Source organism: Butyrivibrio fibrisolvens (assembly GCF_023206215.1).
Taxonomy (GTDB): Bacteria; Bacillota; Clostridia; order Lachnospirales; family Lachnospiraceae; genus Butyrivibrio; species Butyrivibrio fibrisolvens_C.
This window is the reverse complement of sequence record NZ_CP065800.1, coordinates 3,084,705-3,103,171: the sequence shown is the minus strand read 5'-3', so window position 1 is coordinate 3,103,171 and position 18,467 is coordinate 3,084,705. Positions and strand designations below refer to the sequence as shown.

Here is an 18,467-nt window from a genome sequence, read left to right as displayed (position 1 = left end):
AAAAACGGGTATAAAACTATAAAGTATTGACTAGAGGTTATGACAATGAAAAGAAGAATAGTTGGGTTATTACTTGCTTTAAATATGGTATGTTTGGCAGGCTGCACCGCCGCAAACAGTGGTGGTCAAGGATCCTTAGCTCAGGGAGAAAGCACGCAGCAGGCAGCGCTTGAAGCATCAGCGGATTCATCTGCAAACGCATCAGACTCAAGCGCTGCAGCTTCTACACAGTCAGCTGACAACACTTCAATATATGAAAAGGAGTGGTACAAGGAAGCTATAAAGTCCGGACTTCTCTCAACCGGTACAAACGGAAGATTAGAGAATTTTGTCAATAAGCTTCGAAATGGTGAAAAAGTCACCATCGCTATGATCGGCGGGTCAATTACAGAGGGCGGCGGAGTTAAGGATACTACAAAGTCTTATTGCGATCAGTTCATTACAATGCTAGGGGAGCAGTATCCTGATGCAGAGATTGAATATGTAAACGCCGGTGTTGGCGGTACACCTTCTGCGCTTGGTATCATGCGCTATGACAAAGACGTTACATCGCTTTGCAGCGAAACTCCTGATCTTGTAGTTGTAGAGTTTGCAGTTAACGATTATGAAGAGCCTACCGAAGGAAGAGCCTATGAAAGTCTTGTAAGGCAGATACTGGAAGAAGACGATGAGACAGCAGTAATGCTGATGTTTGCAGTCTTTAAGTCCAAGTGGAATCTTGAAGATCTTTACATTCCTGTAGGTAATTTGTACGGACTTCCAATGGTAAGTGTAAAAGACGGTACAGCTGCAGCATTTGAGTCAGGAGATCTTTCAGACAGCCTTTACTTTAGTGATGAGTATCATCCAACAGCTCTTGGTCACAAGATCATGGCTGATACAATGATGAATCTCATAAATGAGATAGACTCTAAGATCAAGACCAAAACAGCAACTGATAAGATTGCTCCTGTTCCTGAGACTTACTATTATTCACCGGATTTCCTTAACATGAAGCTGGTTACAAGTAAGGACTCAAATGGAGCCAAGGTTAGTACCGGAAGCTTTACTCTTACGGATACTGAGGTTCATCAGAGTGTCAGGAGCGACGAAGTAACATTCCCTGATAACTGGTCACGAGACGTCAGCGGTAACGAGCCTTTTGTTTTGGAAGCCAATTGCAAGAACATCCTTCTTGACTACAAAGCAGCTAATAACTCAGAATATGGAGAAGCAGAAGTATATGTAGATGGCGAGCTGATGCTTACTATCGATGCTAATAGAGCTGATGGCTGGAACAATAATAATGTAGAGATTGCATTTGATGATTCTAAAGTTTCCTCTCACAAGCTTGAGATCAAAATGGCAGAGGGAAGTGAAGACAAGAAGTTCACAATCCTTGCAATAGCTTATTCTGATGAAGAGATGAACCTTACTCAGGATAGAAGTGCTAAGGCAGCTGCTTCTGAACTTGCCGGAACTACAATGCTTGATGTGTACAAAGATTCATTTAAGCTAGGCGTTGCTCTTCCTAATAATGTATTTAATAGTATGACTGATTTTGATACTGCAGTTAAGGATAACTTCAACAGTATCACTTGTGAAAATGAGATGAAGCCTGAGTCGCTTCTTGACAAAGAAGCATCTGCAAGTGGTCTTCCGGATTCATATTATGAACCGGCTGTTCATTTTGATAACTGTCAGCCTAGTATCAATTACTGCGAAGAAAACGGCATCCAGATGAGACTTCATACTCTTGTATGGCACAATCAGACTCCAAGATGGTTCTTTACAGAAGATTACACAGATGACGGCGATCTTGTTGACAGAGAGACTATGCTAAGGCGAATGGAGAGCTATATAAAGTCAGTTCTTACATATTTTGACAAAGAGCATCCTGGTCTTATCTATGCAGTAGATGTTGTTAACGAAGCCTTTGACGTAGGCGACGGAGATGAGAACGGAATCAGACAGAAGAACAATCTCTGGTATGAGGTTGTGGGGCCTGACTATTACGTAAGAGCATTTGAATATGCAAGTAAATATACATCTGATGATTATTCTCTTTTCTACAATGACTATTCATGTATGTGGAAGGGTGATCTTATCCTTGAGAACCTCTCTGAAGTCAAAGAAAATGGCTGGATAGACGGAATCGGAATGCAGTCACATCTTTCAACCAGTGATGATATTGATAAGTTCCTTGAAACAGCCAAGTCCTTTCTTGATGCTGGATATGAAGTTCAGGGAACAGAGCTTGATATAGGCGTTAAGTCAAGTACTAATGCTGAATTTCAGAAGCAGGCAGATTTGTATAAGGCATATTTTGAAGGAATGCTTGAACTTAAGAATCAAGGCTATAACGTAACTAGCATCACAGTATGGGGCATCGACGATGCACATACCTGGAGAAGCGGTGAAGATCCGCTCCTTTTTGATAAGGATCTTAAGAAAAAAGATGCTTACTATGCAATAATAGAAGATTACGAATCTTGAGAAAAATATAGAAAATTATTACGAGGAATAGACCGATGCAGAGTTTGAATCCTATTATGAAAACTGATTATCCGGATCCGGATGTTATAAGAGTTGGTAATGCTTATTATATGGTGAGCACAACTATGTATTTTTTCCCGGGATGCGCTATTTTAAGATCTTATGATCTTGTTAACTGGGAGATAGTTAATTATGTTTTTGACAAACTGGAGGATAGCTCTGCTGAGAACCTCGAGAGAGAAGAAAGCATATACGGACATGGAATGTGGGCTCCGACCCTCAGATTCCATAACGGAATATACTATATAGCTTTTTCATCTGTTGATATCAAAAAGACTTACTTTTTTACCACAGATGATATTGAGAACGGCAAGTGGGAGAAACACTATATGGACGGTTTCTTCCATGACTTATCACTTCTTTTTGACGATGACGGAAGGGTATATGTAACTTATGGCAATGGAGATATCTGGATCACAGAGCTTGAGCCTGACCTTTCTGCTATCAAAGAAGGAGGCCTTTCCAAGATCATAATAAAGGATACAGATGATGTATATCTTAGATACGAAGGCTCTCATATCTATAAGATTGACGGCTATTATTACATCTTCCTTATACATTGGCCCAAGAGCGCCGGAATGAGAACACAGGTCGTATATAGAGCAAGCGATCTAAACGGCGAATTCGAAAGAAGAGACCTTGTGATCGATGATATCGGCAATCCCGGAAGAGGCGTAGCACAGGGCGGAATCGTTGATACTCCTGACGGAAAATGGGTTGCATATTTGTTCCAGGACTGCGGAGCTGTAGGAAGAGTACCTGTAATAGTTCCTCTTACTTTCAAGGACGGCTTCCCATATGTAAGTGATGATCTTAAGATTCCTTCTGAAAAAGAGATAAAGAAGTTTCTTGATACTCAAAATTTGGCTAAAGATCATAAATATGATAAACTATACACTTCGGACGATTTTAAATACGATGTGACCAAAACATCTCATCCTGATCTTAAAAAGCAGTGGCAGTGGAATCACCTTCCCTGTGATTCAGGCTGGAAGATCAAGCATGAAGGCGGTCTTGAGATCAAGAATACCAAGATAGCAACTAACCTTGTTCATGCCAAAAATATGCTCACCCAGCGCATGATGATGCCAAAGTGCTGCGCTCAGGTTACAGTTGATGTAAGCGGTCTTAAAGACGGAGATGTAGCAGGAATCTGCGCTATGCAGGGATGCTATGGCCTTGTGGGTGTCAGAAATCAGTCCTTCCAGAAAGAACTTGTCGTTATGGTCAGGAAGAAAGAGGAAGTTGACAGATTTGACAAAAGAATAGATTATCTGCCCGGTAATGTCGTATTTTCGCGTATAATAGATACAGACGTCGTTACGCTCAAGATTTGTGCTGACTTTACCGGAGGTAAGGATACTGCATATTTTTATTATGATGCGGGCGACGGAATGATTGATACAGGAATTAATCATAAGCTTCATTTTGGTCTTGATCATTTTACCGGATGCAGATTCGGACTATTTAATTTTGCTACCAAGCAGCCCGGTGGAAAAGCTATTTTCAACGACTTTGAATACGAAGCTTAGGATGATTACTGTCACCCGGGTTTTGTAAATGAAAAATAGCATTAATACAAATAATATTTATAAAAACAGTATTATAAAAAAGCTCTATTCAATGAGCATCACACAAAAAATAATAATATTCTACTTGATATTCGTTATAATACCCTTATTTGTTGTAGACGGTATTATAGCAGGTATTATTTGGAATGCAGAAAAAACGGAGAGGCAGACCTTAAATAAAGGCGTTGCCTCTTCTATTGAGTTTACTCTTGGTTCTGATTTTGGGATGATCGATGAGATGACTACATCGGTATATCTCAATAGTGGAATATATGATTTTCTAAATACAAAATATGCTTCGGAATATGACTACTACATTGCTTATGGCAATCTGCGCAAGACCTCGACCTTATGGGAGCTTGCAAGCCTTGAGCATTGTAGTTTTAATTTTTATGCGGACAACTCTACACTTGTCGGTGGTGGCGGAATTCAGACTATAGACAGTATCAAGGATACTCTATGGTATAAGGATTTTAAAGCCTGTGGCAGTAACAAGCTCTTATGGTTTGGTTATTACAAGGATGAGACCAGAAATATAGAAAATTCCAAGCATATATATCTGATTCAGGCTTTGGATTATTATCCGGAGCCTTCTAAAGAAAAAATACTCGTATTTGAACTTAGCTACGATTACCTTACTAAGGAACTTACAGAGCTTTCAGGTATTAACGAAGGCGTTTTGTTTGAAGTTACTCAGAAAGACCGTGTAGTTCTTTCTAATGATATCTCAGATACAACTTATGATGATTTCAGGATCAAAGCTGATGAAAAGAGTATTGACTATTCTATAAAAGCTAAGCTCTATGGCTGCGATATCGATATTAATGTATTAAAAAGAGAAAACTATGTTAAAAGGGCAGTAAATAAATATATTACTATTGTCCTTATTCTTGTTGCTATAAGTTTTATTATGCCGCTTTTTGGACTGACTTACTTCAGGACGCTTTTTCTGAACAGGCTGCTAAGACTAAGTAGTACGGTTAAGAGATATAATGACGAACACTTAGAGCTTGCAACTGATACAGAAGGCGATGATGAGATAGCACTTCTTGCCAGAAACTATAATACTATGGCAGAGCGCATCAATTATCTTATAGATACTGTCTATAAACAAAAACTTAGAGAAAGTAAATCCATCATGGCAAGGCAAAAAGCGGAGCTTTTAGCACTTCAAAGCCAGATCAATCCTCATTTTCTCTTTAATGCTCTTGAGAGTATCAGGATGCACAGTGTCATCAAAAGGGAACAGGAAACTGCCAGGATGATAGAGAATCTTGCCATAATCCAAAGACAATATGTCGAATGGGGAAGTGATATGGTCAAGATCAAAGATGAGATGAACTTTGTATCCGCTTATCTTGATCTTCAAAGCTATAGATTTGGCGACAGGCTTTCGTATTCTATTGATATAGACGACGAAGCCCTGGAATACGATATTCCAAAGCTGTCCATGGTAACTTTTGTGGAAAATGCCTGTATTCATGCTATAGAACCCAAAGCGTCAAAGGGTTGGATCTTCGTAAGAGCATATATCAAAGATGATAATATGTATATAGAGATAGAAGATACCGGAATTGGAATGGATGATGAAGATGTCTTGTCTCTTTCAGATAAGATGAATAATGCAAGTATAGATATGCTCAAAACCAGTGGCAGAGTGGGAATTATCAATGCATGCCTGCGACTTAAAATGTATGCGGGCGAGGGGACTTATTTTGACATATCTTCAGAAAAAGGGGTAGGAACTCTTATAACTATTAAGATTCCTGCTGATAAGAATACTAAATTAAGATAAGGATAGTAAAAATGCTCAGGGTACTGTTAGTAGATGATGAACCACATATATTACAGGGACTTAAAGCTCTTATAGACTGGAATAGCGAGGGCTACGAGATCGCTGCGACATTCTCAAACGGTCAGGATGCTCTTGACTATCTTAAGGATAACAGGGTTGATCTTATAATAGCAGATATCAAGATGCCGGTTATGACCGGTCTTGACCTGTTGAAAGAGATACGAAAAAGCGGTGTAAGCGATGCAGATTTTGTTATCAGCAGCGGCTTTGCCGATTTCTCCTATGCCCAGACTGCTATCAAGTATGATTGTAAGAGATATATATTAAAACCTGTTGATAAAGAGGTTTTATTAGAAATCCTTGGTGAAGTTAAGCAAAGAAATCACACTCAGGACAAGGCTCCTATATCCAAGGAGATGGAAGATGCATATTTTGAGCGTGATCTTATAGGCGTTATAAGAGGCAAATTCGATGATGTCATGCTGGGAAGAGTTCTTAATAAGATAAGTGATGATGATATCGTAAGATATATAGAGATACAGGCAGAAGAAGCCTTCCTTCCTGACGAAGACAGGGATGAATCTGACAAGATCGCCATGCAAAGGAAGATATACGAAGCTGCCAAGGCATTTCTTTCGGATAATGAATTTAATGCTGTATTTGATCCATCAGGCCATGATAACATTTATGATGTGGGATTTATATATACAAGATCCCTTTCTGTAAATATGGGATGTAGTGAAGAGGACTATTTTATTAAGCTTCACGATTATATACGCGACTATACCAATTTTGATATAAATCTTTTTGTTGGTAAAAGCGTCAAAGGGCTCAGGAATACAACAAAGTCCTACGGAACAGCCCTCCGGCTTAGATTCTTAAAAGGCTTTAGAGAAAAGCAGAGCATATACAACTACGATGATAATGATATAAAAAACAGTAATGAAAAAGTACTGATCTTAAAAGATTCTATTGACGATTTCATCCGAGCTGTCGAAGATTATGACAAAGACAGAATATTAGAAACCGTAGAAAAGCTCTACACAGATGTAAGAGAGTCAGGCGCCAGCAGCTTTATTGATATTAATATCAATTATATAGTTTTCCAGCTTATCAATCTTGCAGCCAAGCTTGATGATGATATAAACCAGGAAGAGATACTCAGGATAATCAGTGAGAAGACCTTTGAAAAAGGCGTTTTAAGAGGCAGTAAAGAGCATTTTAAACAGTTTGCTCTGGAATATGCCGATTACCTCTCTCAGCTTCGTAAGAACGTCTCCACAGGCGCTCTTGCCGATATAGAAAGGGAAGTAAGAGATAATTATATGAGCAATCTTACGTTGAAGGGTCTTGGTGACAAATATTATGTTAACAGCGCTTATCTTGGTCAGCTTTTTCATAAAAGATACGGCTGCTCTTTTAGGGATTATCTGCATAATTACAGGATTGAAAAGGCTATATCACTTCTACTTACAACAGATATGAAGATCTATGAGATAGCTGCTGCAGTTGGTTACAGGGATGTAGACTACTTTGTCAACAAGTTCATCGCAGTAAAGGGATGTACCCCTGCCAAGTTCAGAAAACAGGAGAAGAAAGACAATTAAAGTAAAATGGTAGTAAAGACAATTAGAGTAAAATGGCACTTAATGCCATATATACGAGGTTTTATATGAACAGAAAAAAGATAATAGCTGTAGTTCTTGTGGCTGTATCAGTTTTTATATTGATCCTGGGTAATAGGCTATTATTTGGGAATAACAAAAAGATCATAGAATTCACAGCCTTTTATGCGGCTCCCGGAATAGAGCTGAATAAGGACAATGAAATAAAAAATATCATAGCAAGTAAGACCGGCGTTATGGTCACAGAAACCTGGCTTCATGGTCAGACCGCTCAGGATGCTGTTGCCATGCTCATAGCATCAGGAGAATATCCTGATTTTATAGATGGCGGAGATGCTTCTAAGCAGCTCTATGAAGCCGGAGCGCTTATAGCCCTTGATGATTATATAGACAAGTATCCCAATATCAAGGCTTACTATTCTGATGAAGAATGGGACAGATTAAGACAATCCGACGGACATATATACTGGATTCCACAGTTTAGTAATTATAAGGGCAAAGATACTTCCTGTACTCACAATGATGAGGCATTCTGGATTCAGACAAGGGTTTTAAAGTGGGCAGGATATCCCGAGGTTAGAACACTGGATCAGTATTTTGATCTGATAGAATCTTACTATGAAGCCAATCCTACTATGGAAGATGGATCAGAGATCATCCCTTATACTATACTGTGCGAAGACTGGAGATATTTCTGCCTTGAGAATGCACCGCAGTTTTTGGATGGATATCCAAATGACGGATCTGTTATTGTAGATCCTGAGACTTTGAAAGTAATAGATTATAATACTACGCCTACTGCCAAGGCATATTTTATGAAGCTCAATGAGGAGTTTCATAAAGGTATAGTCGATCCTCAGTCATTTACTCAGACATATGAAGAGTATATAGCTAAGCTATCCACAGGAAGAGTTCTGGGAATGGTAGATCAGTGGTGGGACTTTGCAAGCTTTGCTCTTGATTCTATCAAGCAGGCTGGTCTTGATGAGCAGGGCTGTGAATATGTACCTGTGCCGGTTACTATCTCTGAAGACGTACATAATCAGTGGCATAGCTCAGGAGATCAGCTCAATGTATCGGGAGGAATCGCTGTTACAGTTGATTGCAGCGACGTTGATGCTGCTCTTGGATTTATTAATGACCTTCTAAGTGAAGATATACATAACTTAAGGTTCTGGGGACAGGAAGGAGTAGATTATCAGGTTGATGACAATGGAGTATTCTACAGAACTCCAGAGCAAAGGGAAAAACTCTTAAATACAAACTATAAGATGTCTCATATGTGCTACTATCCATATTTTCCCCGTTACAGAGGCACAAGCGACGACGGTATCAATTCACTTCTTCCAGAAGACCAGCCGGGAGAATATTATGACGGGCTTAGCGATAGCATCAAAGAGTGCTTCGATGCCTATGGAGTTAAGACCTATGTGGACATGCTTGGAAGTAATGAAGCTCCAGGCCCCTGGTATCCAATGTATTCATACTCCAACAGCATGACCAATGCAACCCCCGGAGGCCTTGCCTGGAACCTGATGGGCCAGGTCAAACACGAATACCTTCCCCAGTTGGTAATGGCAGATGATTTTGAAGCTATGTGGAAGAAATATATGAAAGCATACGAACGCTGCAATCCACAGGATTTTCTGGATGAGATGCAGGCTGAGCTTGATAGAAGAGTTTCATCTAAGTAACTTGCACCTGTAAAAAGACTCAAAGTGATGTTTTTTACAGGTGGGAAGTCTGTAAATAAGAAGCGCCCCTTCCATTTCGGAGTGGGCGTTTTCTTTTATAATCTATGAAGCGGATTGTGCTTTCTTCTGTATTCACTTGGTGTACACTTGTTGACCTGCCTGAATATCCTGTTAAAAGTTGAGATGCTGGCAAATCCTACAGCAAGAGATACCTCCGTGATAGACAGATCAGGCATTGCCAGAAGATCAGATGCTGCCTTGATCCTTCTGTGAGTAAGATATTCGTTAAAAGTAAAATTAGTATACTGTTTGAACAGTCTTGAGAAGTGGAACTTACTAAATCCTGCCTTATAAGCAATTGACTCAAGGCACAGATTCTCCATATAATGCTCATCAATATATTCAAGTACTTCATTGAATTTATCGATGTATTCTTTCTGCTTATAGATCCTGGTATTGGACAGCTTCATCTCGGAGATCCTGTATCTTCCAATAAGGGAGAAGAGCTCCAGAAGATGAGAGTATATCATGATATCTGCAAAATCACTGTCTGAGAAGTATTCTGTTCTCATCTGGATGAGAAGGTCATAGATATCATCATAGACAGGCAGGAAGGTCTCTTTTTTGATCACAATAGGCTTTCCAAGGATAGTGCTTATGGATGTGAATCCGCTAAGCTTTTCAAGGAAGTGAAGATCGAAAAGGAATATAAAACGAGCTCCTTTGCTTGGTGCATGCAATGAATGAAGAGAACTGGACGGGATGATAAGGATCTCTCCCGGAGTTATATGGAATTTCTCTTCAGAGATAGTAACTTCATACCACTCTTCAACGGGCATTATGATCTCAATTGCATTGTGCCAGTGAGTTTCGTAATCCTCATCCTGGTCATTGTACCAGATCCGGAGTGTCGAATCGTTAAGATATTGAACTATTTCCTGATTCTGTTTAAGTTTTCTGGTGCCTGCAAAATCTTTATTGATTATGTTAATTTCAGAATTTAACTTTTGAGCTGCCAAAGCCATTAAAATCCCCCTCTAACCCTAAAACAATAGCAAAAAATGCCTGCTTAAAATTTGCGATTTATCGGTCACAAAAATATTACCATGCAAAAAATAAAAAAATACAGGAAAAATTATTGTATTTTATAAGAAAAACTATGACACTTTTGACGCGAAATATCAATAAAATAATTGCTTTTTAAAGTAAGCAAATTCTGAATACGATAGCGCAATATCTGGCAAGTTAAGACTTATCATGGAATTTATAATTATTGATAAAGCTAGAAAAATAGCTGTTTTGGCTAAAAATAGCAATAATTGATAAATCATCTGCACAAAAATAAGCCTTTATATATTACATTTTTGGGCAAAAAGGTGATTTGCTTATTTCGAAAAGAGAGGAATTATTATGAAAGCAGTTGCTACAAACCCGATTCTTTCGGGCTTTTATCCTGATCCATCTATTGTCAGGGCGGGGGATGATTATTACATTCTGAATTCATCTTTTGCGTATTTTCCCGGTCTTCCGATAATGCACAGCAAAGATCTTGCCAATTGGCATCAGATCGGTAATGTGCTGTGTGATGATAAGTCTCTTCCGCTTGAGAATACCAGACTTTCACAGGGACTTTTCGCTCCTACCATAAGGTATCATGAGGGAAGATTCTATGTTGTATGCACCAATATCTCACATGGAGGCAATTTCATCGTAACAGCAGATGATATAAACGGCCCCTGGTCTGAGCCTGTATGCATCAAGGGTGCTGACGGAATAGACCCGAGTATCTTCTTTGATGAGGACGGAAAGTGCTACTATATCGGAACTCATCCCAATCCGGAAGGAGAGAGATACAGCGGCAATTACCACATCTATATCGGTGAGCTGGATACTGAGACTTTCCAGTTCTGCGGGGACAAAGTAGATGTATGGAACGGCTCTATGAAGAATATCATCTGGCCTGAAGGACCTCACCTTTACAAGAAGGACGATTATTACTACATCATGCACGCAGAAGGCGGCACAGGACCTAACCACTGCGAAGCAATCTGCAGAAGTAAATCTCTTTTCGGACCTTATGAAAATAATATGAATAACCCCATTATCACTCACAGGGATATGGGTAAAGAGTATCCTATCCAGTATGTAGGTCATGCTGATCTTGTAGAAACTCCTGATGGAGAGTGGTTCATGGTAATGCTGGGTGTAAGGCGTACTGAAGGCTACACAACTATAGGTAGAGAGACCTTCCTTGCCAAGGTGACATGGGAAGACGGCTGGCCGGTTGTAAATCCCGGAATAGCCAAGCTTACACAGACAGTAGATACCGGTCTTGAAGAAGTTAAGTGGGATGATGATGTCAAAAATAACAGAGACTACAGATTCTCTTCCATGGACAAGATAGGACCTGAATTTGTTACATTAAGAAACGAGCAGGAAGGAAGATACACTCTTTCTAAAGAAGGTCTTGTCATGAAGGCTTCAAAGCTTCCTATCACACAGGAGTCCAATCCTTCATATCTTGGCTTAAGAGTTCAGAATCATGCTTTTAAGGCATATGCAACAGTTAACACTACAGAGTCAGATAATCTTACAAAAGGCCTTGTGCTTATGCAGAATGAAGGCTTCTCTTTAAGAGTAGAAGTCAGCGAAAATAAGGCATCTGCTCTGCTTAGACAAGACGGCGCTGACAAGATCATAGGTCAGACAGAAGTTAAGGACGGATCTGTCACATTTGTAATAAAGGGCGATGGACTTAAGGGCCAGGCTGAAATAGTTGAAGGCGATAAGGAAGTTATGTTTGATGAAGTAGACATAAGAGCCCTTTCAACTGAGATAGCAGGCGGATTTGTAGGATGTACAGTAGGAATATATGCTTCTGATAATACAGGAAGCGATCTTACAAACAGCGCAGTATTTACAGACTTTAGATATGAGGCCTGATATACGGGGCACATATCTTATCTGTTATCAGACCATCTGTAATATGCCTTTGGTATGAGATTAATACAATAAATGAGGTTTAGAATGAATTACATTATTAAGAACGAAAACAGACTGGTTTTTTATTATCAGGCAGGAACTTGTAAAGGCGTACGCCGTGTTATCGGCAAGGTATCAGAGGATATCAACAAGGTTTTAGGTATAACTCCTGAGGAGCTTTTAGTTGAGTCCTTTGAAGATATATGTACTGATTCTGATAGTAAAGATATAAAAGGTATATATGTTGCAACACTTGATGGCGGCAATACCTCCCCTCTTACAGGGGACGAACTTGAAACTCTGCGTGGAAGAAGAGAGGCTTATGCATTTCTTCTTAAGACGATTCCCGGTGTTGAAGAGCCTATCCTTGTAATAGTAGGAAGTGACAAAAGAGGTGCTATTTACGGTCTGTTCCACCTGTCTGAGCTTCTGGGGGTGTCACCCTGGGTCAACTTTGCAGATGTAAGACCTGCTAAGAAGGACGAAGTTACTATAACAGATGAAGATACACTCATCTCAAGACAGCCTTCTGTTAAGTATAGAGGTCTTTTCATCAATGATGAGTGGCCATCTTTTGGTAACTGGACCATGAAGCATTACGGCGGATTTACAGCTAAGATGTACGACAATGTCTTCGAGCTTATCCTCCGTCTTAAGGGCAACTATCTCTGGCCTGCAATGTGGACATCAAACTTTTCACTTGATGGCCCTGGTCTTGCAAGTGCAGAACTTGCAGATGAATACGGAATCGTAATGAGTAACTCTCACCATGAGCCTTGCTCAAGACATTCTGAAGAGTGGGACCTTGTAAGAGGTGAAGATTCCAAATATGGCAATGCCTGGAATTTTGACAAGAACAAAGAAGGTCTTACCAACTACTGGAGAGATGGTCTTAAGAGAAATGCACCTTTTGAAAATATCATCACAGTAGGTATGAGAGGTGAGAGAGATAGTGAGGTCCTTGGAAGAGAAGCAACTCTTAAAGAGAACATCGACTACCTTAAGGAAGTTATACTGACTCAAAGAGATCTCATACAAGAAGTATATGGTGACAAAGCACAGGAAGTTCCTATGATGCTTGCTATATATAAGGAAGTAGAGAAGTACTACTTCGGAGATGAGAATACAGAGGGGCTTAGAAGCTGGGATGGTCTTGATGGCGTAACACTTATGCTGTGTGAAGACAATCAGGGCAATATGAGAAGACTTCCTGAATACGGCGAAGAACACAACGGCGGATTCGGAATGTACTATCATTTTGATTATCACGGAGACCCGGTTTCTTATGAATGGGTTAACAGCACATATATACCAAAAGTATGTGAGCAGATGAGTGAAGCATATGACAAGGGAGTAAGAGATATCTGGATCGTTAATGTTGGAGATCTTAAGCCTCAGGAATTCCCTCTTACATATTTCTTCGAACTTGCATATGACTATGAGAAGTGGAGCATCCATTCTGAGAAGCCATATCTTAGATTCCTTGATTATTTTGTAAATCAGCAGTTTAAGAACTTCCTTCCTGATTCAGAACTTGGAAGACTCAAAGAGCTTCTTGATGAATATACATATCTTAGCAGCATCAGAAAGCCTGAAAGTCTGTATCCGGGAACACTTCATAACTTTAACTATGGTGAAGCTGATCGCATATATGCTAAAGCCAAGGATATAAGACGAAGCTGCGACGAACTTGAGATGTTCATCTTAGGTAACAGGCTTAAAGAGATTGACTCTGCTTTGTTTGAACTTGTAGTTTTCCCTGCAAGAGTAATAGCTAATCATTATGAGATGATGATTGCGGCAGAAAAGAACAGAGTATGCGCGGCTCAGGGAAGAGTCACAGCCAACTTCTATGCAGAGGAAGTTGAGAAGTGCCATAGGATTGAGAAGAATCTCATCAGCACATATCATTCTATCGAAAGCGGCAAGTGGGATGGAATGATGCTCTCACAGCATACAGGCTTTAGATTCTGGAATGAAGAAGAGAATATGTATCCTGTAAGATCATATATATGGCCTGCGGATAAACACAGGATGATAGTTACCGTTCCTCTTACAGGTCAGTATTCTATGGGCGGAGATTGGACCAGAAAGAATCTCTTCTTATATGAATATATAAAACCTGAAGTAAGCTCCCAGACTTTCCTTATCGAAAATGGCGGCAACGTAGATGTTGATTATAAGATTGAATCAGGTGATGACTGGATCAGTCTTAGCGAAACAGAAGGCAAGATCCCTCCATTTGAACAGATTGATGAGATCATAAGCGAGAAAGAGATCACTGTAACAATAGATAGAGACAAGATCGCTGAGCTGATCGGAGATGTTTCTTCTATTATAGATGCTGATGACAAGAATACCGATAGTAGCGAAAAAACTACTATTAATAAAGAAGTTTTTGATAGAAACGGCAAGAAGGTTAACATCGTAAGGAGAAACAATACTTATTATATAAGCGGAAGCATTCTTGTAAGCTCCGGCAATAAGAAGGTAACACTTGTAGTCCTTGCTGCATGCTATGGCGAGGAGATCTCCAAAGAGCACATGGTTCCAGTTGTTCCGGATGAATGGGTGAGATTTATCAATGCTTTTGATTATCCGACAGCATTTGCAGAAGTAAGAGAGCCTGCTAATACCGGAGACTCGGTAGGACTCGTTATCGAAGCTGATGAATATGAGAGTATCAGTGATGATAAGGATAGAGATCTTAAGGTAATAAGTCCTATAGGCAAGTACAGGAGCGGTGTCAAAGCACTTGGAAGAAGAAAGGGTGATAATACAGATGTTACTTATTCTATAAATACTATAGAAGAAGGCGAGTATGAATTTACCTTTATCATTGCTCCATCTAATCCTATCACCAAGGACAATAGCCTGAGAATCGCAGTTACCTGGAACGGCGAAAGACATGAGCTTAATCTTATAGGTAAGGATTTTGTTGGAGGTGATAATTCCAACTACCTTTGGTCAAAAGATATATTTGCAGGAGAGCACAAAGAAAGCCTTGTTCTTAATTGCAAAGCCGGAAAAGGCAGTCTGAATGTAGATTTCATTGATGAAGGTATAGTTCTTCAGAGAATTCTTGTTAAGAATGTGAAGAGCAAATGGCACAAAGGTTTTCTTGGTCCTAAAGCAATAATTGAAAAATGATTGGTCAAAATGACCAATACAAAGCACCTAAAACTATGCACATTTGTGGATGATAGCAAAGAATAGCAACTGGTGAACAAGTAGTCGCAATATATAGGAAGTTTACGAAACTTGCGAAACGTATAATTAAATTATGAAATCTAATGCAGGAGATAGGTATATGAAAAGTTGGAAAAAAGGCCTGGCAATCGGGGCTGTAGCGGTTCTGGCAATAGTAGGCATCGCTGCATTGTTTCTGACAAAAAGGGTCGAAAACTTTAGGGACAAGTACGAAGGGGTAGACCTCACCAAAGAAGTTGAAGGTATGGAACGTACAGGCGGCTATACCGGATACCTTCTTGAACATGAGGGAGCCAAGAATTCCGACAAGGACATTGATATTGATCTTTCCACATATGATGCTGAAGGCGATGTCAAGTTCGAGACAAGCTATGAAGGCGAAAGCAATGTTCTGTATACAGAACTTGATTCAAAAGTAACCTTCAAAGTTAATGCTCCGGAAGAAGGCTTTTATAATCTATACCTTGAGTATTATCTCCCAGAGTCAAGAGGTGTTGCTGCTGAAAGAGCAGTATACATCAACGGAGAACTTCCGTTCGATGATGCCATCAATATTTCTTTTTCAAGAGTATGGGTTGATGGTGGAGAGAAGAGAGTTGATAACCAGGGCAATGAAATAAGACCAAGACAGGCTGAAGAGTACTGCTGGCAGAATGCTTATTTCAGAGATAAGCTTGGTTACATCTCAGAACCATACAAGTTCTTCCTTAACAAAGGCGAGAACGAAGTAACACTTGAAGCAGTCAATGAGCCGATGGCAATCAAGAGCCTGAAGTTCACAAGTGTATTCGAACTTGCAACATACGAAGAGTACACTGCTGCTAACTCTGATAACAGTGCCAACCAGAAAGATGGTTATACACAGGTTGTTCAGGGCGAAGAATCAGCAAGAAGATCAGAGTCATCACTTTATGCTAAGTATGACAGATCTTCACCATCCACTCAGCCAATGTCACTTATGCATACAGTTCTTAACTATGTTGGTGGAGAAGCATGGAGCACAAACGGACAGTGGATTGAATGGGATGTAACAGTTGAAGAGGATGGTTTTTATAACCTCACTGTAAAAGGAAGACAGAACTATTCAAGAGGTAATGTTTCTAATAGAACGCTCTATATTGATGGAGAGATTCCATTCAAAGAAGTAGAAGAGATCTCCTTCCCTTATGCAAACAACTGGGATCTTATAACACTCTCTGATGAGAATGGTAATCCTTATAATTTCTATCTTACAAAGGGTACACACACGATCAGACTTGAAGCTTCACTTGGAGGGCTTGGTACTATCCTTGAAGAGATTGAAGATTCAACATACAGACTGAATCAGATGTATCGTAAGATTCTCGTTTATACAGGAGCTTCACCTGACCAGTACAGAGACTATCATATCGAGACAACATATCCTGAAGTTATGGAAGCTATGGACCTTGAGTCCAAGAGACTTTATAAGATAGTTGATGACATGGTTGACTATTCAGGTCAGAAGGGCGACTCAATTGCAACAGCTCAGACTCTTGCACAGCAGCTTGAAAGATTCTGCAAGCAGCCCAATAAGATAACTACAGAATTTGGTACTTTCAAAGATAATATTACAGCTCTTGGTACATCAACTCTTAATCTTAGTATGACCAAGCTGGACATCGACTATATCGAAGTAACAGCAGCAGGAACTGCGCCCAAAAAGGATACGGAAAGCGCTCTTGACAAGATTGGACATGAGATCAAGTCATTCATAGCTTCTTTCCTTGTTGATTACAACGCTGTCGGTGATGTATATGGCGATGACGAAGATGTAGTTAAGGTTTGGGTTCTTACTGGTAGAGATCAGGGTACAATCCTTAAGTCCATGATCGATGAAGACTTTACTACAAATACAGGAATCAAAGTTAATGTAGAGATCGTTGATGCAGGCGCACTTCAAAGTGCCGTAATAGCAGGAAGAGGACCTAATGTAGTTCTTTCAATAGGTGCTGATCAGCCTGTAAACTATGCACTTCGTGGATCTGCAGAAGATATCACTCAGTTCCCTGATTATCAGGAAGTTCTAGCTAACTATTCTGAAAGCTCATATGAACAGATAAGTCTTGACGGACATATCTATGGTGTTCCTGAGACACAGACCTTCAACGTAATGTTCTATAGAAAAGACGTTATGGAAGAACTTGGTCTTAAAATTCCGGATACATGGGACGAGCTCATTGCAGAAATGCCTACTATTCAGGGTAAAAACCTTTCAGTTGGTATACCTAGTGCAGCAGGTTCATCTTCATCTGCTCAGGCTTCAACAAGTATTATGTCAGCATCAGCCGATCTGTCTATGTACTTTTCACTTCTTTTCCAGTATGGAGGAGATGTATATAACGAAGCCGGTAATAAGACAACAGTTGATACAGAAGCTGGAATCAGAGCTTTTGAAGATTATGTAAGGTATTTCAATGATTATGGCATACCTACAGTTTATGACTTTGTTTCACAGTTCCGTTCCGGTGAGATGCCAATTGGTATTGCACCATACTCAACTTACAACACTCTGATGGTTTCAGCTCCTGAGATAAGAGGTCTTTGGGACTTTACACTCATTCCTGGAACTGTTCGTACAAATGAAGATGGTACTACTTATATTGACCGCTCAGACTTTATATCAGGTGCGGCAACTATGATGATCAAGACTGAAGATGAACAGCTTCGCCAGAACTCATGGGAATTCATGAAGTGGTGGGCTAAGCCTGAAACTCAGGTTACATTCGGTCGTGAGATAGAAGCTCTTCTGGGTGCATCTGCAAGATATGCAACAGCTAACAGAGTAGCATTTTCCAATCTGTCATGGAGTTCAGATGATATCGAAGTACTCAATGCTCAGTGGGATCAGACAGTAGGTATCAGAGAAGTTCCTGGTGGATATTACACAGGAAGACATTTATCCAATGCAATACGTAAAGTATTTAACGAAAAGGTAGATTCACGAGAAACCATAATCGACTACTCCATCAAGATTGATGATGAGTTAACCAAGAAGAGAAAAGAATTTGGTCTGCCGGTTTATGGGGAATGAGAG

At 39.9% G+C, this 18,467-nt stretch carries 9 protein-coding genes; 8 read left to right on the top strand and 1 reads right to left on the bottom strand.

Going from position 1 to position 18,467, the window contains the following annotated elements:
- The first annotated feature begins 45 nt into the window (after positions 1-45).
- The 5 genes from I7804_RS12905 (at position 46) to I7804_RS12885 (ending at position 9,220) form a co-directional block, all read left to right on the top strand.
- Complete coding sequence (locus I7804_RS12905) at positions 46-2,475, top strand: endo-1,4-beta-xylanase (protein ID WP_248403785.1); 2,430 nt, start codon at positions 46-48, stop codon at positions 2,473-2,475.
- Between the two features lie 35 nt (positions 2,476-2,510).
- Positions 2,511-4,067 carry a glycoside hydrolase 43 family protein gene (locus tag I7804_RS12900; RefSeq protein ID WP_248403784.1) on the top strand — a complete coding sequence of 519 codons (1,557 nt, stop codon included), beginning with the start codon at positions 2,511-2,513 and terminating at the stop codon, positions 4,065-4,067.
- Between the two features lie 124 nt (positions 4,068-4,191).
- Positions 4,192-5,901 carry a sensor histidine kinase gene (locus I7804_RS12895; protein ID WP_248403783.1) on the top strand — a complete coding sequence of 570 codons (1,710 nt, stop codon included), beginning with the start codon at positions 4,192-4,194 and terminating at the stop codon, positions 5,899-5,901.
- Positions 5,902-5,912: 11 nt separating this feature from the next.
- Complete coding sequence (locus tag I7804_RS12890; RefSeq protein WP_248403782.1) at positions 5,913-7,508, top strand: response regulator transcription factor; 1,596 nt, start codon at positions 5,913-5,915, stop codon at positions 7,506-7,508.
- Between the two features lie 65 nt (positions 7,509-7,573).
- Positions 7,574-9,220, top strand: coding sequence for an extracellular solute-binding protein (locus I7804_RS12885; protein ID WP_248403781.1), 1,647 nt, complete (start codon positions 7,574-7,576; stop codon positions 9,218-9,220).
- A gap of 95 nt (positions 9,221-9,315) precedes the next feature.
- Here the strand turns inward: I7804_RS12885 and I7804_RS12880 are convergent, their stop codons facing one another.
- Positions 9,316-10,245 carry an AraC family transcriptional regulator gene (locus I7804_RS12880; protein WP_248403780.1) on the bottom strand — a complete coding sequence of 310 codons (930 nt, stop codon included), beginning with the start codon at positions 10,243-10,245 and terminating at the stop codon, positions 9,316-9,318.
- A 385-nt stretch (positions 10,246-10,630) separates the two neighbouring features.
- Here I7804_RS12880 and I7804_RS12875 point away from each other — a divergent pair, with 385 nt between their 5' ends.
- The 3 genes from I7804_RS12875 (at position 10,631) to I7804_RS12865 (ending at position 18,464) form a co-directional block, all read left to right on the top strand.
- A complete protein-coding gene (locus I7804_RS12875) occupies positions 10,631-12,163 on the top strand; it encodes a glycoside hydrolase family 43 protein (RefSeq protein WP_248403779.1) in 1,533 nt (510 codons plus the stop codon).
- 84 nt (positions 12,164-12,247) lie between these two features.
- Positions 12,248-15,352 carry a glycosyl hydrolase 115 family protein gene (locus I7804_RS12870; protein WP_248403778.1) on the top strand — a complete coding sequence of 1,035 codons (3,105 nt, stop codon included), beginning with the start codon at positions 12,248-12,250 and terminating at the stop codon, positions 15,350-15,352.
- Between the two features lie 160 nt (positions 15,353-15,512).
- A complete protein-coding gene (locus I7804_RS12865; protein ID WP_248403777.1) occupies positions 15,513-18,464 on the top strand; it encodes an extracellular solute-binding protein in 2,952 nt (983 codons plus the stop codon).
- The last annotated feature ends 3 nt before the right edge of the window (positions 18,465-18,467 follow it).